Origin of the sequence: Paenibacillus harenae, from assembly GCF_030812415.1 — a bacterium.
Classification (GTDB): Bacteria; Bacillota; Bacilli; order Paenibacillales; family Paenibacillaceae; genus Pristimantibacillus; species Pristimantibacillus harenae_A.
The window spans coordinates 439,138-462,810 of sequence record NZ_JAUSST010000003.1; the positions used below are offsets into that span (position 1 = coordinate 439,138).

16 protein-coding genes and 4 pseudogenes are annotated in these 23,673 nt (G+C 51.9%); all 20 read left to right on the forward strand.

Annotated elements, in window-relative coordinates; genetic code table 11:
- The first annotated feature begins 44 nt into the window (after nt 1-44).
- On the forward strand, nt 45-1,004 hold the full coding sequence (locus J2T14_RS12070) for an ABC transporter permease (protein ID WP_307471067.1): 960 nt from the start codon (nt 45-47) through the stop codon (nt 1,002-1,004).
- Nucleotides 1,005-1,022: 18 nt separating this feature from the next.
- Nucleotides 1,023-1,901, forward strand: a complete 879-nt coding sequence (locus J2T14_RS12075) for a carbohydrate ABC transporter permease (protein ID WP_307202757.1) — start codon at nt 1,023-1,025, stop codon at nt 1,899-1,901.
- Between the two features lie 17 nt (nt 1,902-1,918).
- Nucleotides 1,919-3,907, forward strand: coding sequence for a hypothetical protein (locus tag J2T14_RS12080; RefSeq protein ID WP_307471069.1), 1,989 nt, complete (start codon nt 1,919-1,921; stop codon nt 3,905-3,907).
- 358 nt (nt 3,908-4,265) lie between these two features.
- The gene (locus J2T14_RS12085; protein ID WP_307471071.1) at nt 4,266-5,291 is read left to right on the forward strand and encodes an autoinducer 2 ABC transporter substrate-binding protein; all 1,026 of its coding nucleotides are present in this window, start codon (nt 4,266-4,268) and stop codon (nt 5,289-5,291) included.
- Nucleotides 5,281-7,116, forward strand: a complete 1,836-nt coding sequence (locus J2T14_RS12090; protein ID WP_307471073.1) for a cache domain-containing sensor histidine kinase — start codon at nt 5,281-5,283, stop codon at nt 7,114-7,116. Before J2T14_RS12085 ends, J2T14_RS12090 begins: the two co-directional genes overlap by 11 nt.
- Before the next feature lie 8 nt (nt 7,117-7,124).
- Nucleotides 7,125-8,786: a response regulator transcription factor gene (locus tag J2T14_RS12095; protein WP_307471075.1), complete on the forward strand. Its 1,662-nt coding sequence runs from the start codon at nt 7,125-7,127 to the stop codon at nt 8,784-8,786.
- Complete coding sequence (locus J2T14_RS12100; RefSeq protein WP_307471077.1) at nt 8,770-9,096, forward strand: L-rhamnose mutarotase; 327 nt, start codon at nt 8,770-8,772, stop codon at nt 9,094-9,096. The genes J2T14_RS12095 and J2T14_RS12100 overlap by 17 nt, the downstream gene beginning before the upstream one ends.
- A 193-nt stretch (nt 9,097-9,289) precedes the next feature.
- The gene (locus tag J2T14_RS12105; RefSeq protein WP_307471079.1) at nt 9,290-12,121 is read left to right on the forward strand and encodes a pectinesterase family protein; all 2,832 of its coding nucleotides are present in this window, start codon (nt 9,290-9,292) and stop codon (nt 12,119-12,121) included.
- Nucleotides 12,055-12,213: pseudogene (locus J2T14_RS12110) on the forward strand (X2-like carbohydrate binding domain-containing protein); the annotation flags it as partial. The gene J2T14_RS12105 and the pseudogene J2T14_RS12110, both read left to right, overlap by 67 nt.
- Nucleotides 12,214-12,276: 63 nt before the next feature.
- Nucleotides 12,277-13,509, forward strand: a pseudogene (locus tag J2T14_RS12115) (pectate lyase family protein); the annotation flags it as partial.
- 57 nt (nt 13,510-13,566) lie between these two features.
- Nucleotides 13,567-13,860: pseudogene (locus J2T14_RS12120) on the forward strand (fibronectin type III domain-containing protein); the annotation flags it as partial.
- Between the two features lie 209 nt (nt 13,861-14,069).
- Nucleotides 14,070-15,590 (forward strand): sugar ABC transporter ATP-binding protein, encoded by a 1,521-nt coding sequence (locus tag J2T14_RS12125; protein WP_307471081.1) that lies wholly within the window; start codon nt 14,070-14,072, stop codon nt 15,588-15,590.
- Nucleotides 15,587-16,639: an ABC transporter permease gene (locus J2T14_RS12130; RefSeq protein WP_307471083.1), complete on the forward strand. Its 1,053-nt coding sequence runs from the start codon at nt 15,587-15,589 to the stop codon at nt 16,637-16,639. Before J2T14_RS12125 ends, J2T14_RS12130 begins: the two co-directional genes overlap by 4 nt.
- A 2-nt stretch (nt 16,640-16,641) precedes the next feature.
- Nucleotides 16,642-17,634 (forward strand): ABC transporter permease, encoded by a 993-nt coding sequence (locus J2T14_RS12135; protein WP_307471086.1) that lies wholly within the window; start codon nt 16,642-16,644, stop codon nt 17,632-17,634.
- Nucleotides 17,635-17,704: 70 nt separating this feature from the next.
- Nucleotides 17,705-18,751 (forward strand): rhamnose ABC transporter substrate-binding protein, encoded by a 1,047-nt coding sequence (gene rhaS, locus J2T14_RS12140; protein ID WP_307202739.1) that lies wholly within the window; start codon nt 17,705-17,707, stop codon nt 18,749-18,751.
- Between the two features lie 415 nt (nt 18,752-19,166).
- Nucleotides 19,167-20,204, forward strand: a complete 1,038-nt coding sequence (locus J2T14_RS12145; protein ID WP_307471088.1) for an ROK family transcriptional regulator — start codon at nt 19,167-19,169, stop codon at nt 20,202-20,204.
- A 23-nt stretch (nt 20,205-20,227) separates the two neighbouring features.
- A complete protein-coding gene (locus tag J2T14_RS12150) occupies nt 20,228-21,475 on the forward strand; it encodes an MFS transporter (RefSeq protein ID WP_307471090.1) in 1,248 nt (415 codons plus the stop codon).
- 19 nt (nt 21,476-21,494) lie between these two features.
- A pseudogene (locus J2T14_RS12155) lies at nt 21,495-21,873 on the forward strand (maltose acetyltransferase domain-containing protein).
- A 52-nt stretch (nt 21,874-21,925) separates the two neighbouring features.
- Nucleotides 21,926-22,504, forward strand: a complete 579-nt coding sequence (locus J2T14_RS12160; RefSeq protein WP_307471092.1) for a hypothetical protein — start codon at nt 21,926-21,928, stop codon at nt 22,502-22,504.
- A 373-nt stretch (nt 22,505-22,877) separates the two neighbouring features.
- On the forward strand, nt 22,878-23,657 hold the full coding sequence (locus tag J2T14_RS12165; protein WP_307202730.1) for a DeoR/GlpR family DNA-binding transcription regulator: 780 nt from the start codon (nt 22,878-22,880) through the stop codon (nt 23,655-23,657).
- Nucleotides 23,658-23,673: the final 16 nt, after the last annotated feature.

Here is a 23,673-nt window from a genome sequence, read left to right on the forward strand (position 1 = left end):
GGACGCATGCGCAATCATGGGAAATTCAGAGAGGGGAAATACGAATGAAAAACGGGATTCAGGCACAGGCGGCAACGCCTCCCCGGGTCAAAAAGGAATCGAAATGGATAAGGGGACTTGCGAAAACATGGCCGCTGCACTTGCTCATCTTGCCGGCTACGGTTATCGCGATCGTCTTTCACTATTTGCCTATTCTCGGGCTCGTTATGGCCTTTCAAGACTATAAGCCGTGGCTTGGTTTCTTCAAGTCGGATTGGGTCGGCTTCAAGCATTTCGAGGCCTTGTTTCTGTTCGACGAGTCGGTGCAAGTGATCTGGAACACGCTCATTATTTCGGTGCTTAAGATCGTATTCGGGTTGTTCGTGCCGATCTGCATCGCCTTGCTGCTGAACGAGGTTCGCAAGGTCGGGATCAAGCGCAGCATTCAGACGCTTGTCTACCTGCCGCATTTCCTGTCATGGGTTATTCTCGGCGGCATCCTCATCGACCTGTTATCGGTGAAGGGCGGACTGGTCAACCGGATGCTTACCGACTGGTTCGGCACGGCCCCGATTTTCTTCCTCGGAGACGGCGATTGGTTCCGATTCGTGATCGTGGTCAGCGATATTTGGAAAGAATTCGGCTTCGCGATGATCATTTATTTGGCTGCGATCGCAGGCGTCAATCCCGCTCTGTACGAGGCGGCCGAGGTGGACGGCGCAACGCGCTTCCAGCAGACCATCAACGTAACCTTGCCGGTCATGCTGCCGATTATCGTCGTCGTGGCGACGCTTCAACTGGGCAATGTGCTAAATGCCGGTTTTGACCAAATTTTCAACCTGTATAATCCGCTTGTGTACGACAAAGGCGACGTCATCGACACGTTCGTCTACCGATCGGCGATGCTTAAGGGCGACTTCAGCTTCGCTACGGCAGTCGGTCTGTTCAAATCGATCATCAGCTTCGTTCTGATCATCGTGTCGTACCGACTTGCTTTCCGCTTCGGAAACTACCGGATTTTCTAAAGAAAGAGGAGAGAGCGAATGTATCATAAATCAACCGGATATCGAGTGTTCAGCATCTTCAATCATCTCTTCCTGATCGCGTTGTCCTTGCTTTGCATCTTGCCGCTTATGCACGTGCTTGCGGTATCGTTCAGCGGCAAATCGGCGGCAACGGCGAATATCGTCAACCTATGGCCGGTCGATTTCACGCTGGAATCGTACGAGAAGACGATCGACAATCCGGCATTCATCCGGGCGCTGCTGTATTCCGTTTACCGTACCGTATTAGGGACGGCAGTCGGCATGGCGGTCATCGTATTTGCCGGATATGCGCTGTCGAAGCGCAACGCCGCGTTCAAGAGCCGCAACGCTTATATGTGGTTTTTCGTCTTCACGATGCTGTTCTCGGGCGGACTGGTGCCGGGGTATATTCTCATTACGGAACTTCAACTGATCAATACGATCTGGGCGCTTATTCTTCCTACGGCGCTTAGCGTGTACAATATGATCCTTCTCATGAACTTCTTCCGTACGATTCCGGCGGAGCTGGAGGAGGCTGCGCTGATCGACGGGGCGGGCTTGTTCCGTATCCTGTTCAGCATTCATCTGCCCGTGTCGATGCCTGCTCTTGCGACGATTACGCTCTTCACGCTGGTAGGGCACTGGAATTCTTGGTTCGACGGCCTTATTTATATGATGGATACGAAAAAATACCCGCTCGCGACTTTCCTGCAAACGGTCGTTGTCCAGCAGGACTTCAGTAAAATGAGCATCAACCCGCAGGATATGGAGAACCTGTCCCAGCGAACGGTCAAAGCGGCGCAAATCTTCATCGGAGCGCTCCCGATCCTGCTTGTCTACCCGTTCCTGCAGAAATATTTCGTCAAAGGCATCGTGCTTGGCGCGGTCAAAGAATAGAGGAGGTCCGACGGCGAATGGTCTTTCCGTTTCCGATAAAAGCGTTTCAAGTTGAACCGGGCACGGTCATGGAGGTGCGAGGGGAGAACGGCTTTCGAATGAATACGACGCCAAGCGGCGGAGGCTTGCATCTGGATGCGGCAGCGTGCCCCGCTAACGTATGGAGTAACTACGACTACTTGGCGGCCGACGTGTACCACGAATCCCACGATGTCCTTGTCTTATTACTTTCGTTCGAGGATGCTTCGGGCAGGCGGATTACCGTTCATTACGGGATTCTTCCCCGCGTGACAACGAGAATAGGGCTGCCGCTGTCGGCGCTGAACGGGGAGAAGCTGTTCCTCGAGCGTTCGCCGGGCGTTATGCAGTCGGTGCTGCGGGGAGACGCGTTCGTCGACAGAAGCCGGATCGTCCGCTTCAAGCTATCGACGATATCCTCCGTTGCCGCTAGAAGCGTGGATATATCCGGCTTGATACTATGCGAGTCCTTCGTTCCGCTTCAATCCGAAGCTTTGCCCTATATCGATGAGCTGGGACAATTGATAGGCAAGGAATGGGAGGGCAAGCTGCAAGGCGAAGAAGAGCTCGTCCGCTTGTTAAGAGAAGAGTGGCAGCTATCGCGGGACGAGGCTGTCGTTCGGCCGAACCTCGGTCGCTACGGGGGCTGGAAGGGTCTTCGCTTCGAAGCGACCGGCTATTTCCGCACGGAGCATGACGGACTGCGCTGGTGGTTCGTCGATCCGGACGGCTATGCGCTGTTCAGCGCCGGAATGGATTGCATTCATCCGGCGGAGACGACGCGCGTTACCGGCATGGAGCAACTGCTTCCTGAGCTTCCTGCCCGGGACGGGGAGTTCCGCGACGCCTGGACGGATCGCGGCTATAGCTTCGGAACGGCGAATTTGATGCGGGCTTTCGGGGCGCAGTGGCGGGAAAAGTGGGCGGATCTCACGGAATGCCGCATGAAATCATGGGGGATGAATACGATCGGCAACTGGTCGAGCACGGACTATATTGGCCGCTCGGAGCTGCCTTACGTCTATCCGATGGAAGCATTTCCGTCTACGGCGCGGACGATATTCCGGGATTTCCCGGATGTGTTCGACCCGGAGTATGACGCGAATGCGGTGGCGTTCTCCATGCAGCTCGCCGGAATGTCCGATGATCGACGCTTAGTCGGCTACTTCATGCGCAACGAGCCGCATTGGGCTTTCGTTGACGGCCTGAACTTGACCGAGCAGATGCTAAGGTCGTCCGTAAGGTTCGCAAGCAAAGATCGCTTCGTGAGCTGGGTGGAGGAGAAATATGATGCATCGGTTGATGCGTTGAATGCTTCATGGAGCAGCTCCTTTGAGAGATTCGAGCAGCTGTATGATGGGACTGACTTCGACGCATGGCCGGACAGCGCAGCGCGAAGCGACGATTTTGCGGCCTTCAATCGGCTTATGATCCGCCGTTACGTGGAAGTGCCGGCCAAGTATTGCAAGGAAGCGGCACCGAATCACCTGAACCTTGGCATGCGTTATGCTTGGGTCGGGAGCGACGATCTATTAGAAGGCTGCGAGGCATTCGATGTGTTCTCCATTAATTGCTACCAATTCGAGCCGGACCGGGCGTTTATCGGCAGAATCGGCAGCAAGCTGAACAAGCCGCTTATGATCGGCGAGTTCCACTTCGGAGCGGCGGATGCGGGCATGCTGGCTTACGGCATACGGGCCGTGCCGACACAGGCCGATCGCGGGCTGGCGTATCAATATTTCGTCGAGCAGGCCGCTGCGATACCGGAGTTGATCGGCGTACACTATTTTCAGCTGAACGATCAGGAAGTGCTCGGCCGCTTCGACGGCGAGAACTATCAGATCGGAGCCGTGGACGGTTGCCAGCAGCCGTATCGCCCGTTCGTAGAGGCCATGCAGCGGACGCATGAGCGAATGTACGATATTCGAATCGGAAACCTGCCTCCCAGCGCAATCTGCCCGGCCGAAATACCGAAAACGGGTTTTTGAAGGAACGAAATTTCCATCCTATAATGAAGCTGAGGCTGCCGATTGCCGGCGGCCTTTATTTATCACATCGGAATGTTTAAGTTCTTTAAAGCGATAAGAGTTAAGAAAATCATTCCGATTGGCGATAAAAACTTCTTTGCTTCCGAAGCGAGTTTGCTGCGCAAACTTTTAGGTCGCTCATCCTCGAAGAACTCCGATAGTAGTTTTTCTCATTACCTCCGCCCATGTTCCCAGAAATAAAAGCTTTACGTCTTCCTTTCTCCTCTTATAATGAAAGTAGCAAGGCAAAAATACATGATTATATGACAGCGTTTACATTTCAATAGGAAGCGAAATTGCAAAAAGGGAGGAGTGAAAGATGAGAAATAGACTTCTGCAGCTTATCGGGATAATCGTCGTCTTGGTTATAACGGCGGCATGCACGGCATATTCGGATAGCGGCTATGAAGTCGTGTATTCACTGGAATCCCAGCACCGCCAAGATGCAATTGATCTAAAGGGGGAACTTCATGAGGAGCGGCCTACAATTGCGATGGTTGCCAAGAGCGCCAGTCCATATTTTTCATACGCGGAAGAAGGGGCCAGGGAGGCGGCAAGGCAAGCAGGCATTGAGGTTACGTTCGAAAGTCCGAGGATGCCCGGGGCCGAGCAGCAGATCGAAGTGGTGGAGCAATTAATCCGGAAGGATGTCGACGTTATCGCGATCTCGGCAATCGATCCCGAGAAGCTTATTCCCATGCTTGTGAAAGCTCGGAATCAAGGAATACGGGTGATCACATGGGATTCGGATACGATGCTGAAGGGCAGGGAGTTTTTCGTTAACCAGGTTGAAACGGAAGTGCTGGGCAGACATCTGATGGATAACATGGCACAGGCGATGGGCGAGAAAGGCAAGTTTGTCGTCCTTGGCGAATCGCGCACCGATGCGTATGCCAGCGAGTTGCTAAAATGGATTCAAACGCAATGCGACGAGAATTATCCCCATATGATGCTCGATGAGCATGCGGGAGACATAAAGGGCTTGCTTGGGAACAGGGCCGATATCGGAGGCATTCTTGAACTTCATTCGATCGATCACGCGACTGCGGCGGAGGCGGTCAAGGAAGCGGGTCAATCCGGCAAGGTGAAAGTAACCGGACTGTACGCACCGTCGATGATTAGGAATTACTTGCATGACGGCTTGGTTCAGAAAGCGACGTTGTGGAGTCCCAAGAAGCTAGGCTATGTTACGGTGATGCTCGCGAACGATCTGCTGAGCGGCCGGTATCCGACAGACGGTCAGGATGTTCCGGGCGCGGGCAGCATACGCATGCTTGGCAATACGGTTATTATGGATGAGCCGATTGATTTTACCCGGGAGAATGTGGATCAATATGATTTTTAAGAGGATGAGAAAGATCCGCGTTCGCGAGCTTAGGTTAAGCTCCAAGCTTGCGATAACCTATGTTCTGCTAACGGTCGTACCCATCGCGCTGATTGGTCTTTACTCGTATTCGCAGTATAACAAGTCCGTCCAAGACCCGCTAGGTGAATATATGCCCAAATTCCTGAATCAGGCGAACAACGATATCGAGCAGCATTTTCAACGACTAAGCGAACTATCGGAATTGGTATGGAGATCCGAGCATGTGCTCTCGATATTGCGACGGGAAACTAAATCGGATCGGACGGCGCTGGAGAAGGATGCCGCTTATATCAATGATTTCTTAAGCGAGACTTATGTGAACGGCAGCAACCCGGATGTGCTTGGCGTGTACGTGCTATCGGGCGACCAGCTCTATTACAGCTCCAGATGGGTATTCCAAGAGCAAGATTGGAAATGGCAGCTTAGAAGATACGGCGGTTCGGAGCCGGCGCAGTGGGAAGCAAGGCTTATTCAACAAGGCGAAGCGAAGCTTCGCTTCGCCAACAATATACCGTACGTCCTCATTAAGAAGCAGTTGTACGATACCGATAACCGCAAGCTGCTGGGGAGCATGTTCATCGCCATCGACCTTGCGTTCATTGAACGAATCTTCCGCAATATCGAGCCCGAGGACGAGGGCCGGATGTGGCTTATGAGCGAATCGGGAATGATCGTGTACCATGCGAATTCCGAATTAATCGGAACGGTCGATGCCAATAAGAAGTTTTATCCGCTTCTGAACGGCAGCTTCCGAACGACGGGCTCCGACAACCCGGCCATGATTAGCTTGAACCAATCGTCGAGAGGCCTTATTTTAGCCCACAGCATTCCGCTTAAGAAGCTGACGGGCGAAGTCGATGCAGCCGGAAGGATGATCGCCTTTGCCCTGCTTGGCATCTTTCTCCTTACGATCATCGTCTTCGTGTACTTCTCTTGGAAGTTCATCCAACCGCTTAAGCGGCTTAGCGGGATGATGAAGAACGTGGAGATGGGCAAGTTCCAAGTCAATTACGACTTGCAGAGCAGGGACGAGATCGGCACGCTGGCGACGAGCCTGAACTCGATGATCGCGACGATCCGGGACCTGATTCAGAAAAACTATCAAATCGAGATCCGCCAGAAGGAAGCCGAATTGTATGCCCTGCAATCGCAGATCAATCCCCACTTTATGTACAATACGCTTGAGACGATCGGCATGGCCGTAGAGGAAGGGGAGACCGAGGCGGTCGTCGATATGGTTACGCTGCTAGGCCGCATGCTTCGTTTCTCCGTCAGCAACCTAAGCAGATCGGTTACGATTGCGGAAGAGGTTCAGCATGTGAAGGATTACTTGACGATCCAGAAGTTCAGATTCGAGGATCGGCTTGCGTTCGAGATCGTCGATCAGCGGGCAGGAGACTTGCAAAACCTGTATTCGCCCAAATTCATCCTTCAGCCGGTCGTGGAGAACGCGATCAAGCACGGATTGGAAAAGCGGAGAAAGCTCGAAATCCAAATTTCCATCGGGCAGGAGTTCGGCGCGCGGTCCGGTCAAGTGGAAATGGTATTCCGAATTCGGGACAATGGCCCGGGCATATCGACGGAGAGGCTTGCCGAATTGGAGAAGCTGCTCCAAAACGAATCGTTCCAGCACAAAAGCTCGCAATTCGGTTTAAGCAACGTGAATGCGAGAATCAAAATGATGCACGGTTCGGAATACGGCCTGCAATTGCATAGTATTGAAGGACTGGGGACAGAGGTCAGCATACGCATACCGATTAACGCGCAGCCGTACGAGAACGAACAAAACGAGCTTCAGGGGTGAGGTGAACAATGGGAACGATCAGGACGTTAATCGTTGACGATGAACCTCGTATTCGCAGAGGAATCGAGCGGCATGTCCAGTCTCTTGGAGAAGGCTGGGAGGTCGTAGCGACGGCGGGAGACGGGCGCGAAGCGCTTCAACTGCTGCAAGAGCATAACGGGAATGTCGATCTGTTGATTACCGACGTCAAGATGCCGGAAATGGATGGGCTTACTTTAATCAAAGAGGCGAAGAAGCTGTACGCGATCTACCCTCTCCTTATTAGCGGCTTTGACGACTTTATTTACTTGCAGACGGCCTTGAGGGAAGGGGCGCTCGATTATATTTTGAAGCCGCTTGACCGGGAGCAATTTCGGAATCGGATGCTGGAACTGCGAGACGTCATCGCCCAGGATCGTCATCGCCGCTTGACGCGAAGCGAGATGGAGCGGGATACGGAGAAACTGAGCAGAGCGCGCCAGATTCAGACGTTAAGCTATATTACGTCGACGGATATTAATATAACGAATCTCGGCTGCTGGGTCGATGAATTCCCCCGAGGCAAATATATGCTCCAACTGGTACGGCTTGATACGTTGCCCGTGAAGACGAGAGCCTACACCGCCAAAGACTGGAAAGCTTATTTCTACGCGCTCGAAAATATTTTATCCGAAGTCGTCGATTCCGAGCTGTCTCACTCCGGTAGAACGGGCTGGTGCTTCTTCGGCGGGGAGTCGGACTTCTGGGTGCTGATGCATGGGGCGCAGGACGATGAGCAGTTTGAGGATATAGCTTACCGATTAGCCGAGAAGGTACGGACCTCGATTCGATCGTACACCCCCTTCACGGTATCGATCGCTTATGGACATACGATCGAGGAGCTATATTTGCTTCCGGAGGCTAAGCGCCAATCGCTCGCGCGAATGAATTACCGATATGTCCGCGGCGGCAACCGAATATTCCATGCGGCGGAACGCCTCGAGGAAGGAGACTCCGATCTGCTGGGGAAGGAAGCGGCTATTCTCTCCCAGATGCTGAAGCGGGCGGTAGATCAAGCGAACGAGGCTGACGCGTTGAAAGTTTGCAAACGATTTTTCGAGCTAATCGAACAGATGGAGAGCCCTTCCCGCATCCAATCGGCAGCGTTGAACGCGGTCATATTGATCCATTCGGCCCAACTGGAGAATACGCGAGGCCTTTCGGATGGGATATCGATCATGGACGAAATTCAGAAGGTGAAGCGGGCGGCCAGTCTTCAAGAGCTGAGATCCTGCATCTTGCGCTTAGCCGAATACGTCATTCACGATATTATCAAGTCACGACAGTCCAGCAACGTCAAGCTGATCGAGCAAGCAAAGCGATGGATTGCCGATCATAGGGCTGAAGACGTCACGATCAAGAAGATTGCGGATCATGTCTATATGAATCCGACTTATTTCAGCGAATATTTCAAAATGCAGACCGGGGAGACCGTACTTGATTACCTCACGCGGCTTCGCATCGAACTGGCGAAGGAACTGCTCCGGGACACTCGCCTGAAGCTGCACGATATATGCGGCAAAGTCGGCTATCAAGACGTCAAATATTTCAGCAAGCTGTTCAAGCTCAAGCTGGGGATGACCCCATCCCAGTATAGGGAATCTACCAATAGCGATCCGAAGGGAGCAGGAAAAGATGACGACGAGCAATAAGTTCGCATGGACATGGAAGATCAAAGAGGAATGCTTGGAGGAATACGTGAGGATGCATCTAGATCCTTGGCCGGAAATTATGAGCGAGCATTCGCGGGCAGGCATACGGAATTATTCGATCTTCCAGAATGGCAACCAGTTCTTCTATTGCTTCGAATGTGACGACGTGGAAGAGGCTTTCCGGCTCATCGCGGAGAGCGAGGCATGCAATCGCTGGAACGCGATTACGTCGACGATGGTCGAGGGGTCGTTTGACTTTAGTGAGGCAGAGCCGATTAGGCCGCTTCGCGAAGTGTTTTATTTGAAATAAACCTAGGTTCCTATAAGAAGATAATCTCTGTGTTGGATTAACAGGGGTTATCTTTTTTTTATTCCAGTGTATCTTAGTCCAAAGTGCCTGATATCTAACAAGATGATTATAGCTGATATAGCAATCGGCCCCCATAATAGGTGATGTAATGCGCTTTCAATAATAGTCGGGGAAAAGGGAGGATTAATCATTTATGATTAAAGTTATGCGTATCATGCTGTGTCTGATGCTACTGGCTTCCGTTGTGCCATTGGTTGGCACGACCCAGGCCCAGGGAGCCGATTTGTTGAACGATGACTTTGAGAACAGCATGCTGGGAGTGATTCCTGCCGGATATTCATCACTTCTTGAACAGTCCAATATTAATAACTTGACTGTCGTCAATACGAAAGACGCGGCATCAAGAACGAACAGCTGGTATACGCCTGACGAAGTCCCGCCTGCTTCCAATATATCGCCGGCAATCCAAGGGAATTCGACCAACGTATTATGGATTAATGATAATGCGAATGCGGGACGAAGAGGAAGCATGGTCTATGCCTTCGCCCCAATTACGGGCAACAAAGGCATCACCGCGGAATTAAGATTCATGGAGCCCAAGGTGATTGGCGATTCCTACGCATTAGAGCTGGTTGACAGCAATAATAAAACAGCGCTTTCGTTTCATATCGCTTCCGCTCCCGAACCAATAGCCGCGAACATATGGTACACCGTAAAGTATGTGGCCGATGTGGGAGCGAATGCGGCAGATTATTATTTTAACGGGAAATACATGGGGAACGTCAAATTTAATAATCCGGTAACGGATATCAAGCAAATTCAAGCCAGAACGGCCGGTTCCTCCATAGGCGGCATGTATGTGGACGACATTAAAGTCTATGAACATATCGCGATTACTCCGCAAAATCTCACGGCAGAGGGTGCCGACAACAAGGCGGAATTGAATTGGAATGCGCCAAGCGGAGGCGTTGATTCCTATAATGTTTATAGAAGCTCTGCTCCTGACGGTAACTACGAGCTGGTTGCCGGTGCGGTACCGACAAACGCGTATACCGATACCGGATTGACTAACGACATCAATTATTACTACAGGGTAACGGCAGTAAACGCGAACGGAGAGAGCGATTATTCGAATGAAGCGGTTGCCTTGCCGAACGACGTAGCCCCTCCTTCTGCCGACATTACCGGTCTCAAGGCGATCGTCAGAGATGGGCAGCTGACCGTTGCTTGGGATGCTGTACCCGAAGCAACGTTTTACACGCTGGAAAGAAGCACGAATCCGAATGGTCCTTTTATCCCGCTCGCGATGAACGGATCGCAGAAGTTAAAAGCCGCTTCCTATCTGGATACGAACTTAAGATTGGACACGGAATACTATTATTTGCTTACCGCAGGCAATGTCGGGGGACTCGGTTCTCATGATTTGCTTCGGAAGGTATCCCCCGCCGTACCGTTAGGCGCACCGATTATCGTAAGCGCGGAACCCGGAAACAACAAGGTGGATATTAACTGGACTTCCGTTGCAAAGGCAGCCCAATACGAGATAGGCAGAAGCACAGTGAACGGAGGGCCTTATTCATTCTTAGGAGCTGTAGACGGTACAAGCTTCACGGATACAACAGCCGTTAATGGCACTGCATACTATTATGTGGTTACAGCGGGCAATCATGTCCAAGAAAGTATGATTTCCAATCAGCAAAAAGCCAGGCCGTATGCATCCGCGGTCGGTTCGCCTGCTATGCCGACAGGCTTCAATGCAGTCGCTGAAGAGGGCAGCGTTAGTCTTTCTTGGGATGCGGGAGAAGGCGCGGCTTCGTATAACGTGAAGAGAGCAGCCGTAAGCGGCGGACCGTTTGCGACTATCGCTTCAACCACCGAACTATCGTTTTTTGATGCAAGCGTAACAAACGGAACGACCTATTATTATGCAGTTTCTGCGGTGAATGCAAATGGCGAAGGTCCGGATACGGATGAACGGATTGTACTTCCGGCCAAAGTTCTGACCGTCGATAAAAATGCCGCATCGGATGGGGTAAAAGTATTCAACACCGTTCAAAGCGCTGTTGATGCGATCCCGACGAATAATACGGAAAGAACGATCGTATATGTCACTCCCGGGACCTATATCGAGAAGGTTAAAATAAACCGACCATACGTAAGTCTTGTCGGCGCGGGCATGGATGAAACAACGATAGTCTACGGGGATTACGCGGGAACAGCATCGACGCAAGGCCAGCCCGGCCATACGGGAAGCACGTTTCTAAGCCAAACGGTTGAAGTCACTGCGGATTATTTCACCGCAGCCCACTTGACGATAGAGAATAGCGCCGGACCGCGTTCCGAGGTTGCGCAGGCAGTCGCCTTATCTCTTAAAAGCGATATGGCGGTATTCGAGTCGGTCAAATTGAAGGGGTATCAGGACACTTTGTATAATGGCTTAAATGCCAAGAGTCAAGGAAGACATTATTTCCACAACAGTATTATTCAGGGCGATGTCGACTTTATATTCGGAGAAGCTCCGGCCGTAGTTATGGATAATGTGAAGATGGTTCTTGTCAGTCAAACGGGCGGCGGAGGACATATCACGGCAGGAGCGCAGAGAAATACGACGGATAAGGGATATGTGTTCTTGAATTCCCGAATCGTGGACGATCCGTCCGCCGAAGGGACATACGATCTAGGGCGTCCTTGGAAGGATCATGCAAGGGTCAGCTTTATCAACACTTTGATTGACTCCAATCGTTTCCTTCCGGCTGGCTGGGTTGCCGCCTGTGCAGGAAGCTGCAAGACAAGCCATTTTTCGGAGTATAACAGCTATGGTCCAGGCGCGAATGCAGCCGCGCGTCAAATTTCCACCCAACTGACGGGACAAGAAGCAAGCGTGACTATACCGCGAATTTTCGACGGTTGGGATCCGTCCATTCCGGTCATCATGCCGAAAGTGAAGCAAATGCGGAAGTGTTGGCAACATCCTCCGGCTTCGATAAGAATAGCGCGAATCGAGCGGATATTGATGTACTCGTAAAGAGTAATGGATATGCTTTAACGAATATAACGAATGGGACAACTATTCTTGAGCCCTCGGATTATACCGTTACCGGCAGCGTGTATACGATTCATAAAGATTTCCTTGGCGGATTGACGGAAGGATCAACATTACTTGGCTTCGATTTTGGTTCGATTACGATTCCTTTAACCATTAGCGTGAAAGATACGTCGGGCTCCGATATCGGCAAGCAGGTTCTTGCGCCTAATGACGGCTGGGGTTCCCATACAACGGGCACTACAGGCGGCGCCGCAGCGGCGCCAGAGAATATTCATACCGTTACGAAACGAAGCGAGTTGATCCATGCGTTAGGGAATTTAAGCGCCGCTCCGAAGATCGTCTACATCGAAGGGACGATCGACATGAATGTAGATGCGGACGACAATCCGGTAGGAATGGAATATTATCAAGATCCCGCCTATGATTTTGATGCTTATTTGGCCGCGTACGATCCTGAAGTTTGGGGCAGAACTTCCGTGCCTTCCGGGCCTTTGGAGACAGCCCGCGCCAAATCGGAGAACAACCAGGGCAACAACATCAAAATCAATGTCGGCTCTAACACGACGATAGTCGGGTTGCCCGGCTCCCAAGCCAAGATTGTCGGCGGCAGCCTGAATCTTCAGAACGCTGACAATGTCATCATCCGGAATATTGAATTCCAGAATACGTTCGACTACTTCCCTCAGTGGGACCCGACGGACGGAGATTCGGGCAACTGGAACTCCGCGTTCGATGCCGTGAGCATCAAAGGCTCCGCTCACGTTTGGTTCGACCATAACACCATTAACGATATTGGCGGTCTGGATGATCCGGACGATCAATATTTTGGACGTAAGTACCAGCAGCATGACGGAGCATTGGATATTACGAACGGATCGGATTTGATCACCGTATCCTACAACTACTTCCATGATCATGATAAGACGACTCTTGTAGGCGGAAGCGACAGCTTTACCGGCGATGCCGGCAAGGAGAGAATTACATTTCACCACAACTATTATCAAAATGCGGGTCAGCGTGCTCCCCGCGTGCGGTTTGGTCAAGTCCATCTGTACAATAACTATTACGAAGGAACAACGACCCATCCGACCAACCCGTTCGGTTATGCAATAGGAGTCGGATTTGAATCGCAGGTCTACGCTCAGAACAACTATTTCGCTAATGATGCAGGCTTGTCGCCTTCTTCGCTCATTCAAGTGCTAGGCGGAACCGCATTCACTGACGAAGGAACCATGCTGAATGGTGAAAATGTTGATATATCCGAGAGCTACGGTACATTGCAATCTGTAAATTGGACGCCTGCACTGTACACCTCTATGGATCGGACTGTCGATGTACCGGCTATTGTGATTGCGCAAGCGGGTGCGGAAAGGACGCAATCAGGCGATATCTATGCCCCAATTTGGAACGCCGGCAATCTGACGGCAACGGATGTCAACAAAACGGGTATGACTTTAACCTGGACGGCGGCAACCGACAACATCGGGGTGACCGGATACAACATTTACAAGGCGGCTGACGGCACATACACGGAAATAGCCTCTTTGGGCAATGTTACAACATATAAGGTAACCGGCTTGTCTAAAGATACCGGTTACACCTTCGTGATCAGAGCAGTGGACGCGGCAGGCAATTGGAGTGCTGATGGACCCGGCGCAACGGTGAAAACGGATCACGATAACCGGGATAACAATCCGGGTAAAGAGAAGCGGGAGTAATGAACCCTGAACCCGTAATCTAACTAAAGGGCAAACAAAATGTCCACCCGAAGACGGGGTGGGCATTTTGCTATGAATTCGAAGTATATCCTTAATATCCGAATGTTCTCCCCCCTACCTGAGCTTTGTCACCTACTTGCCGCGAAGGTCGGCTGATATCATGAATCCATAAGGCAATAACGAAACGAAGGCGGAGGGGGGAACCGGGTGTGGCGAAGACGGAATACGTGCTTGAGCTGAACGGGATTACGAAAGTATTTCCTGGAGTCAAGGCGCTTAACGACGTTTATTTCAAGCTTAGACCGGGTGAAATTCACGCGTTGATGGGGGAGAACGGCGCGGGCAAGTCGACGTTCATCAAAGTCATCACCGGCGTCTATTCGCCCGATGGCGGCGAGATGTATTTGGATGGAGAGAAGGTAGAGTTTCGCCACCCGACGGATGCGCAGAAGAGGGGAATCGCGGCTATTTACCAGCATGTTACCTGCTACCCCGATCTAAGCGTTACCGAAAATATATTCATGGGACATGAGAAGGTGCAGCGGGGAACGGGGCGTATTTCATGGAAGGAAATGCATGAGGAAGCGGGCCGGCTGCTTAAAGAGCTTGGCGCAGCCTTCAGCCCCAAGACGGTGATGGGCGCGCTAAGCGTTGCCGAGCAGCAGATCGTCGAGATTGCGAAGGCGTTGTCGGTCGATGCGAAGATCATCATTATGGACGAACCGACCGCGGCGCTGACGAAAAACGAGAGCGAGGAGCTGTACCGCATTACGGAGCGTCTGCGCGATAAAGGCGCGGCGATTATTTTCATCTCGCATCGGTTCGAGGACATGTACCGGCTTGCCAGCAAAGTGACCGTATTCCGGGATGCCAAATATATCGGCACATGGAATGTCGATGAAATATCGAATCACGACTTGATTATCGCCATGGTAGGCAGAGAGATTTCGCAGTTGTTCCCGAAGAAGGACGCCTTACTCGGTGACGAGCTTCTGCGCTTGGATTCGCTTGGGAGAACCGGTTACTTCGCGGACGTATCCTTTACGCTTCGGCGGGGGGAAATACTCGGATTGACGGGCCTTGTCGGCGCCGGAAGAACGGAAGTGTGCCAGACGCTGTTCGGGATCGAGAAGCCCGACAAGGGCAGGATCCATTACAAAGGAAAGCCGCTGCAGCTCCGAAACCCTCGCGACGCCATGCGCCATGGAATCGGCTACTTGCCGGAGGACCGGCAGAAGCAAGGGCTCGTCCTGCAATGGGGAATCGGACGCAATGTATCGCTTCCGACGCTCGAGAAGTTCGCAGTTCAAGGCGCGATCAATTCCCGCAAAGAGCTGGAGACGGCGAAGAGCTTGGCCGAGAAGGTGAACGTCAAAGCAAAAAGCGTGTTCGACTTGGTCAGCTCGCTCTCGGGCGGCAATCAGCAGAAAGTCGTGTTCGCCAAGCTATTGAATGCGGAGCTCGACGTTCTCATTCTGGATGAACCGACCAAAGGGGTCGATGTCGGAGCGAAGTCGGCCATCTATGAAATGATTAGCGATCTGGCATGCTCAGGCTACGGCGTCATCTTTGTTTCATCCGAGATGCCCGAGATCATCGGCATGTGCGATCGGGTGGCCGTCATGCGCGAAGGACGCATCACGGCGATGCTTGACCGCGAAGGCCTGACGCAGGAAGCGATCCTGTCGGCCTCGATGGACGGGGCAACGGGAGAGGAGGCAAGCGCATGAAATCAGTCACGCAGCCTGCTGTACAAAATGCTGGAAACGCTGGAGCGGGAGCCCGCCAAGAGAGAATATCCGTTAGCGCCATGATCGCCAAGTTTCGGGAGCTTGGTCTGCTCGCCTTCATTATTCTGATGTCCCTTGGCGTCCAGCTTCGCAATCCAAGCTTCCTCACTTGGGAGAACATTAATGACATTGCAACGAATACGGCCATTCTCGCCATCCTGTCCGTTGGCATGATGCTCGTCATCATTACGCGCGGGATCGATCTATCGATCGGAGCAACGTTGGCGCTATCCGGTATGGTCGCCGCGTTTACGGTCAAGCAGATGCCGGATATGCATCCGTTGCTTGTTCTGGCCATCGGCATTGGAGTAGGGCTGCTATGCGGAATGGTGCTGGGCGTCCTGGTGGCATGGGTGAACATTCTTCCGATCATAGCGACGCTCGGCATGATGAACGTGTTCCGCGGCCTGACGTTCGAGACGAGCGGAGGCAAGTGGGTGAGCGCCCATCAGATGCCTGCCAGCTTCAAGGAAATCGCTACGGGAAGCTTGCTTGGCATTAACAATCTCATTGCCATAGCCATTGTAATCTATATCGCCGCTTACTATTTCGTAAGCTACACGCGGACGGGAAGAAGGATTTATGCGATCGGAAGCAACCCCGATTCGGCGGTCATTAGCGGCATTCGCACGGGTCGAATCCTGTGGCTTGTGTACACGGTCATGGGCGGGCTGGCCGGACTTGCCGGCGTACTCTGGGTATCCAAGTTCGCCTCGGCGCAAGGCGATACGGCTTCGGGTTATGAGCTGAGCGTTATCGCGGCATGCGTCCTTGGCGGTGTCAGCATCGCGGGAGGCGTCGGCAAAATCTCGGGCATCATACTGGGGTCGATTCTACTGGGCATTCTGAATAACGCCATGCCGATGATTAACGTCTCTCCCTTCTGGCAAATGTTCATTCAGGGGTCGATTATCCTGATCGCCGTATTGATCAACGCCATGGTGAAGCGCGGACTTGACCGAAATAACCTGATGAGGAGGAAAATCTAGCGATGGAGCCTCGAGTAATTGCAAGCAAAAAAGAATTCACTCTGAAAGGCTTATTCCTCCAATGGGAATGGCTGCTCGTCCTGCTCATGATGGCGGTATTCATTTTGAACATGAATTTGTCGGAGTACTTCTTGGATTACAACAATCTGCGGGACGCGACGATGGGGTTCCTGGACAAAGCGTTCATCGTGCTGCCGATGGTGTTCATTATATTGATGGGCGATATCGATATTTCCGTCGGCTCGATTGTCGCGCTGTCGTCGGTCATTATGGCCGATCTGTACAATCACGGCGTTCCGATGGAGCTGGCGGTCGTTATTTGTCTGGCTGTCGGCGCGCTGTGCGGCTGGATCAACGGCATGCTGATCGTCAGGTTCAAGGAGCTGTCCTCGGTAATCGTGACGCTCGCAACGATGATCATTTATCGCGGTATCGCCTACATTTTGCTTGAAGATCAGGCGTCGGGCAATTTCCCGTCATGGTTCAAGTTTCTCGGTTGGGATTACGTCGGGGGCATTCCGTTCATCCTTATCGCTTTCGCTTTAGCCGTTGCGATATTCGCTTACCTGCTTCATAAGACGACATTCGGCAGAAAAGTATACGCTATCGGCAACAACCCGACGGCTGCGCTCTATTCCGGTGTCCGGGTAGACCGAATCAAGGTTATCGTATTCACGTTGGCCGGACTTATGGCTGCCGTAACCGCGCTGTTCCTTACTTCCCGCATGGGCAGCACCCGCCCCAATATCGCAACAGGGTATGAGCTTGAGGTGATCGCGATGGTCGTACTCGGAGGCGTCAGCACGGCCGGCGGCAAAGGACGAATGATCGGCGCGATTCTTGCGGTGTTCCTGATCGGCTTCCTTCGTTACGGGCTTGGGCTTGTCAACGTATCGGCCCAGTCGCTGCTCATAATTCTAGGCTTATTGCTAATCGTCGCAGTTGCCATACCGCAGCTTAAGATGCGCGTTGGCGCCGGCCGCAAGACGACTTGATCCGCGATACGATTCGGCTTTTACAGCCGATTGTATATATAATAAGAGTAGAAAAAGGGAGGAAACAAATGTGAAAAAGGTATTATCCGTCATCATTGCTACCGTTATGTTAATGACTCTTATCGCTGCGTGCGGCAGCAACTCCGGAGGAGACTCTTCGAATGGCAAGGGTGAAGGCGCAGGGGGCAAACAGAAGTATGCCATCATATTCAAAAATACGGGCAACCCCTACGGCGAGAAGCAAATGGAAGGCTACAAGAAAGCGATCGAAGAGCTTGGGTACGAAGCGATTCTGAAAGCGCCCGACCAGCCGACTGCCGAAGCGCAGATCACGATGATCGATGAGCTTATTTCGCAGAAAGTGAATTCCATCGCCATTGTAGGCAACGATCCCGATGCGCTTCAGCCGGCGCTGGAGAAAGCGATGAAAGCCGGCATCAAAGTGCTGTCGCTCGACTCCGCGGTTAACGCGAAGAGCCGTCTTGTCCACGTCAATCAAGCCGATCCGGAACGTATCGGCCGCACGCTCATTCAAGGCGTTATGGAAATGATCGGCGGTTCCGGCGAAATCGCTATCTTAAGCGCAACGTCGCAAGCAACGAATCAGAACGCTTGGATTGATTGGATGAAGAAGGAATTGGAAGATCCGAAGTACAAGGACGTTAAACTAGTGAAGGTGGCGTATGGAGACGACCTTCGCGATAAGAGCGTATCCGAGACGGAAGCGCTGCTCAAGTCTTACCCGAACCTGAAAGGCATTATTGCGCCGACCACGGTTGGCATCGCGGCAGCGGGCAAAGTGATTACGGACAAAGGCCTGAAAGGCAAAGTACAGTTGACGGGGCTTGGACTGCCAAGCGAGATGGCGGAATACATTGAGACGGGCGTCTGCCAATGGATGTATCTGTGGAATCCGATCGACGTCGGCTATCTTGCCGGTTATGCGGCGGACGGACTCGTTAACGGCAAAATCACGGGCAAAGTAGGAGAGAAATTAACCGCAGGCACATTGGGCGAGAAAGAGATCGTTCAAGACGGCGACGGCACGCAAATCATGCTTGGCGATCCGTTCAAGTTCGATGCAAGCAATATCGCGGAATGGAAAAGCGTGTATTAATCGTAATATCTAATAGGAGCAAGGAGCAGGCTGCCGCGGCGGCCTGCTTATTTTCTCTTCGACGGCTCAATGAACGAACAAACAAGTATTAAAGGGAACTGTTCCAGTTATTTATTGGTAAATGAAACAGAAATATAGATTAACGGGAAATCCTCATGTTAATATCTCCGATATCACCTATCCCACTAAAAAACGAAGAAATTAACAGGGGAAATTCCATCTATTTGATAAAAGTGGACGGGGGGCCTCAATAACGGGAGTAATTCCAGTAATTTTTTAAATGCATGTTTCAAGTATGTTCATTGGTCAGTCATCGTTCACGACAAATGGTTTCTTTCACTCACCAAATCTGATACAATGACATCAACTTATTAAATCCGTTTAATAAGTTTTGAGGGCGAAGGCGGTGATTCGAATGAACGAATTGTTTGCAACTCCAGAAGAGACGAAAAAGGCGATTTTGCGCGGGATACGTGCTGCACTGCTGACGCTTGGGAGCGCTACGAAAGCAGAACTGAGCGGCAAGCTGAGGCTGAGCTTTCCGACCGTCAGCAAGTTTCTGGCCCAGATGGAGCGGGAGGGGGAGCTGCTGACCGTCGGCCTCGACGATTCGAGCGGCGGAAGAAGAGCGCGGCGGTATGCATACAATCCGGAGTACATGCTCGGATTAGCTATTTTCCTAGAGCAAGCAGAGACGAACTATATGATCTTCAATTGCGTGGGCGAAGTGAAGGATCGGGGTCAGACGACGAGCTTCCTGCTGGACGATATCGAGAATCTGGCCCGGCGGATCGAATCGATCGTGAGGAGCGAGCCGAGAATCAAGTCGCTTTCCATCGGAGTTCCTGCTTCCGTTCGCAATGGCCGACTGATATATATTCCAGGCTATGCGCAGTTTCAGGATTTTGATCTGAAGAAGCATTTCGAGGATCGTCTGTCCATTCCCGTCGTCGTAGAAAACGATATGAATGCGGCCGTGCTCGGCTACAACGATAATCGGCGGGTGACGGATGATGGCTCCTCTTTGGTTTACTTGTACCTGGGCAACAACGGACCGGGGGCCGGTATTATGATAAACGGCGAACTGGTGAGGGGCAGCTCTTATTTCTCGGGGGAAGTCTCCTTCGTGCCGCAGTATACGGAGAGCAACTTCCTGCAAGCTTTGAGTCAAGGAAGCGGAATGGACGCGGATGCAGCGCGAGAAGAGGCTAGAGTGGATGCCATTAGCCGGCTCGTTGCATCGTTCGCGGCTATTCTTAATCCGCATGCGATCATTTTCTGCGACGACGAAGTAGATGATTCCATGATTGACTCCATTGCGGCAAGAAGCGCGTTCTATATTCCGGCGGAGCATCTCCCGAAGCTTGTTGCCAGCGATTGGCGGCAAGATTATTTGTCCGGCTTGCAGCATCTGGGGCTCGATCTTATGATTTCCAGAATTAAATTCGATTAGACAACGGGAGAAGAGATACCGATATGGCTACGTTTTTTCTGATTATTATTTATTTGGCGTTCATCAGCTTGGGTTTGCCCGACTCCTTGCTCGGAGCGGTATGGCCGATTATGCAATCGGATTACGATGTGCCGCTGGAGACGGCGGGCATGATATTCATGGTTATCGCCGGCAGTACGATCGTATCCAGCCTCATGAGCGGCAAGGTGCTGGCGCGATTCGGAACGGGCAAAGTAACGCTTGTCAGCTGCATCCTGACAGCCGGTGCGCTGCTTGGCTTCGCCGTATCGCCGTCGCTCATTTGGCTTATCCTATGCGCGATTCCGCTCGGAATTGGCGGGGGCTCGGTAGATTCGGGGCTGAACAATTACGTTGCCGCCCATTACAAGGCGCATCATATGAGCTGGCTGCATTGCTTCTGGGGAGTCGGAGCCACGCTCGGACCCATGATTATGGCTCCTTTCATTACCGGACAAGGAGCGTGGCGGCAAGGGTATCTTATGGTTGCCGGCATTCAGCTCGGACTCGTTATTATTTTATTCGTTACGCTCCCTTTATGGAAACGAGTCGGCCATCATGGCGACAATACCGAACCGAAGAAGGAGTTCACGGATGAAGCGGCGATCGAGGCAGATGAAGCCGAGAGGTTACTGTCGCAGCCGAAGAAGCCCCTGCAGGTTAAGGGGGTCAAGCTGGCGCTTGCGACCTTCTTGTTCTATTGCGCAGTAGAGGCGACGATGGGACTATGGGGGAGCAGCTTTCTTGTGAATGTGAAAGACATGTCCGCGGCATCGGCCGCGAAGTGGGTATCCTTATTTTATGCAGGGATCACGATCGGCAGGTTCATAACGGGCTTCATTACGTTCAAGATGACGAACCGCATGCTGATACGGGTTGGACAGGTAATGACATTAGCCGGTGCTGCGTTTATGCTGCTGCCTCTGCCGACGAGCTTCGCGCTTGCCGGGTTCATGATTGTCGGCTTAGGCCTTGCGCCAATCTTTCCTTGCATGCTGCATGAGACGCCGGAACGGTTCGGGAAGAAGCATTCGCAATCGATAATGGGCTTCCAAATGGCTCTTGCCTATACGGGCAGCACGTTCATGCCTCCGCTGCTCGGTTTTGTTGCGGCGTATTCGACAATCGGCATTTTTCCTTCGTATATCGTCATTTGCGCACTCGCAATGCTGCTGTTCTCGGAACGATTGAACGGCATTCTGAAGAAGAAACATCATGCTGGCGCGAATAAGCCGAATAGCTTAACCACGTAATCTAAAGGAGCTGCCGGGAATGAAAACGGAAAAAGAAAAAATGATAAGCGGCGAGCTATACAACGCGGGCGATGCTGCATTAATCAACGATCGGTTGAGCGCCCGCAGACTGACCCGTTTATTCAATCAAACGAACGAGACGGAAGATATCAGAAGAATGGAGCTGCTGAAGCAGCTATTCGGCTCGACTGGCAGCAGCTTGTACGTTGAGCCGACCTTTCGTTGCGATTACGGTTATAACATCCATGTCGAATCCCGGCGTCACGATCGGTCATAATGCCGTGATAGCCTCCGGTGCGGTCGTCACGAAGGATGTACCGGATAATGTCGTCGTTGGGGGCAATCCCGCGCGAGTCATTAAGCAGCTAGAAGCCTTCTCTAACGAAGCGACCCAATAGGCGCGAAACATAATTTGACGTAAAGTCGTCTTTGATGCAGGGGGGGGGCTTTATGCCGAAAGTCAGAACGACAAGTATGGTTATTCTTATCATGACCGCTATGATAATGGCTGGCTGTGCATCGAACAATACGAACAATACGAACAAGAATGAAACGATCGTACAGACCGATGAGCCGAAGCGGGCAGTCGAAGGTACGAGTATTGCGACGAGGCTCGTGGCAAGCGAGAAGGTGCTTCCGGAGGACTTCAACGAGGCGTCATTTAGAAGGGAAATCGTGCCCCATTACGAATACATGGCAACGAAAGCGACAGATGAAGCGCAGTATATGAAGGCGTGGAGCTACTATGGATTCAAGCAGCAGCAGCCGGAAGTGAATGTTGAGCAAAATGACGCTTATTTCATCGGCGTTCATGAATCGGGAACATGTCCATACGAGCTTGGCGAAGTTTCGGTTCGGTCGGAGGGAACGGCGCTCGTCGTTATGCTAGCTGGGCAAACCGGTTATTGCACGGCCGATGCCACGCCAAGGACATACGTGATCGAGCTTAATAAGCAGCAATCGAAGGCGATTAGAGAAGTCGTTATCATCGAGAGCGAGACCGAGACGGTTTTTCCGCTAGTTTCATAAGGCTGTAATGGCAAATTCCCCTTTCGGATGGAGAGGGGGATTTGCATTTTTTAATTTTCTGCATGAAGGAACTCTGTAATCCTAATTCGATTGGTTTTAACTCTGATTCGTTACACCTCCTATATTGATCGCGACGCAGTGTTCGTCGATTTGTTCAGGAAGCTGGCGAAGCATGCAGGACATATCGGCTAAACGAACAGCCTGAAGGGTTCGGCCTTTCGGTTGTTCGTTTCTCGAACTTTAATAGCCAAGGCAGCTTGCTAAGGAACGATTTACTATGTCAAAATGATGATAACTGTTGTTGTTTGACTTTGAACTCAGTCGTTTATCGTTATTTTGGATACGTTGTTGATCATTCCATAGGAGGCTTCGTATGTTCGCATCGGTAAGAAGAGATAAAATTATACAGTGGCTTCAACGCCATGAGCAGCTGATCGTTAAGGAGTTGGCGAAAGAGTTTAACGTATCGGAAGGGACGCTTCGCACCGATCTGCGCATGCTCGAGGAAGAGGGCGTCATTGAGAGGACGCATGGCGGCGCGGTGCTGGCGAAGCGAAAGTCCGTCTACCGGGAGAGCGCCACCCCGTCGAGAAGCGAAGTGAACTATGCAGAGAAGCAGGCGATCGGCCTTCAAGCGGCGAACCTCGTATCGAAGGGGCAATGCATATTGCTTGATGCGAGCTCGACGGTACTGGAAGTTGCCAAGGCGCTTGCCGATTACGATTATATTACGGTTGTCACTAATGGACTTGATGCCGCCATGGTATTGAATCAGAATCCTCGGATCAACGTCATACTGATCGGCGGAGTGCTTCGTTCCGGCTCGCGGACGGTCGAGGGCGTGCTTGGCAAAGGGATATTGGACGGCATCCATGGCGACTTGTTTTTCACCTCGGCGGAAGGTGTAAGCATGGAAGAGGGGATGACGGATTTCAGCCTATATGAAGCTGAATTGAAAAAGCAGATGGCGGCGAACGCGCGAATGACTATTGCGCTGGCTGATCATACGAAGCTCGGGAGACGCTCCATAGCGACATCGGTCTCTTTCGATCGGATCGATACGCTTATTACGGACGACAAGGCCGATTCCGATTATTTGAGGCGGATTAAGGGCATTCGCGTCGTTATTGCGTCAACAAACGTCAATAAATGAAGATCGTTTGGTTGCG

What these genes read in the sequence shown, in the direction of transcription:
- J2T14_RS12135 (WP_307471086.1), top strand. Translation starts at nt 16,642, where the DNA reads ATGGAGCCTCGAGTAATTGCAAGCAAAAAAGAATTCACTCTGAAAGGC.
- J2T14_RS12085 (WP_307471071.1), top strand. Translation starts at nt 4,266, where the DNA reads ATGAGAAATAGACTTCTGCAGCTTATCGGGATAATCGTCGTCTTGGTT.
- J2T14_RS12165 (WP_307202730.1), top strand. Translation starts at nt 22,878, where the DNA reads ATGTTCGCATCGGTAAGAAGAGATAAAATTATACAGTGGCTTCAACGC.
- J2T14_RS12105 (WP_307471079.1), top strand. Translation starts at nt 9,290, where the DNA reads ATGATTAAAGTTATGCGTATCATGCTGTGTCTGATGCTACTGGCTTCC.
- J2T14_RS12070 (WP_307471067.1), top strand. Translation starts at nt 45, where the DNA reads ATGAAAAACGGGATTCAGGCACAGGCGGCAACGCCTCCCCGGGTCAAA.
- J2T14_RS12095 (WP_307471075.1), top strand. Translation starts at nt 7,125, where the DNA reads ATGGGAACGATCAGGACGTTAATCGTTGACGATGAACCTCGTATTCGC.
- J2T14_RS12075 (WP_307202757.1), top strand. Translation starts at nt 1,023, where the DNA reads ATGTATCATAAATCAACCGGATATCGAGTGTTCAGCATCTTCAATCAT.
- J2T14_RS12150 (WP_307471090.1), top strand. Translation starts at nt 20,228, where the DNA reads ATGGCTACGTTTTTTCTGATTATTATTTATTTGGCGTTCATCAGCTTG.
- J2T14_RS12100 (WP_307471077.1), top strand. Translation starts at nt 8,770, where the DNA reads ATGACGACGAGCAATAAGTTCGCATGGACATGGAAGATCAAAGAGGAA.
- J2T14_RS12160 (WP_307471092.1), top strand. Translation starts at nt 21,926, where the DNA reads ATGCCGAAAGTCAGAACGACAAGTATGGTTATTCTTATCATGACCGCT.
- J2T14_RS12145 (WP_307471088.1), top strand. Translation starts at nt 19,167, where the DNA reads ATGAACGAATTGTTTGCAACTCCAGAAGAGACGAAAAAGGCGATTTTG.
- J2T14_RS12090 (WP_307471073.1), top strand. Translation starts at nt 5,281, where the DNA reads ATGATTTTTAAGAGGATGAGAAAGATCCGCGTTCGCGAGCTTAGGTTA.
- J2T14_RS12130 (WP_307471083.1), top strand. Translation starts at nt 15,587, where the DNA reads ATGAAATCAGTCACGCAGCCTGCTGTACAAAATGCTGGAAACGCTGGA.
- J2T14_RS12080 (WP_307471069.1), top strand. Translation starts at nt 1,919, where the DNA reads ATGGTCTTTCCGTTTCCGATAAAAGCGTTTCAAGTTGAACCGGGCACG.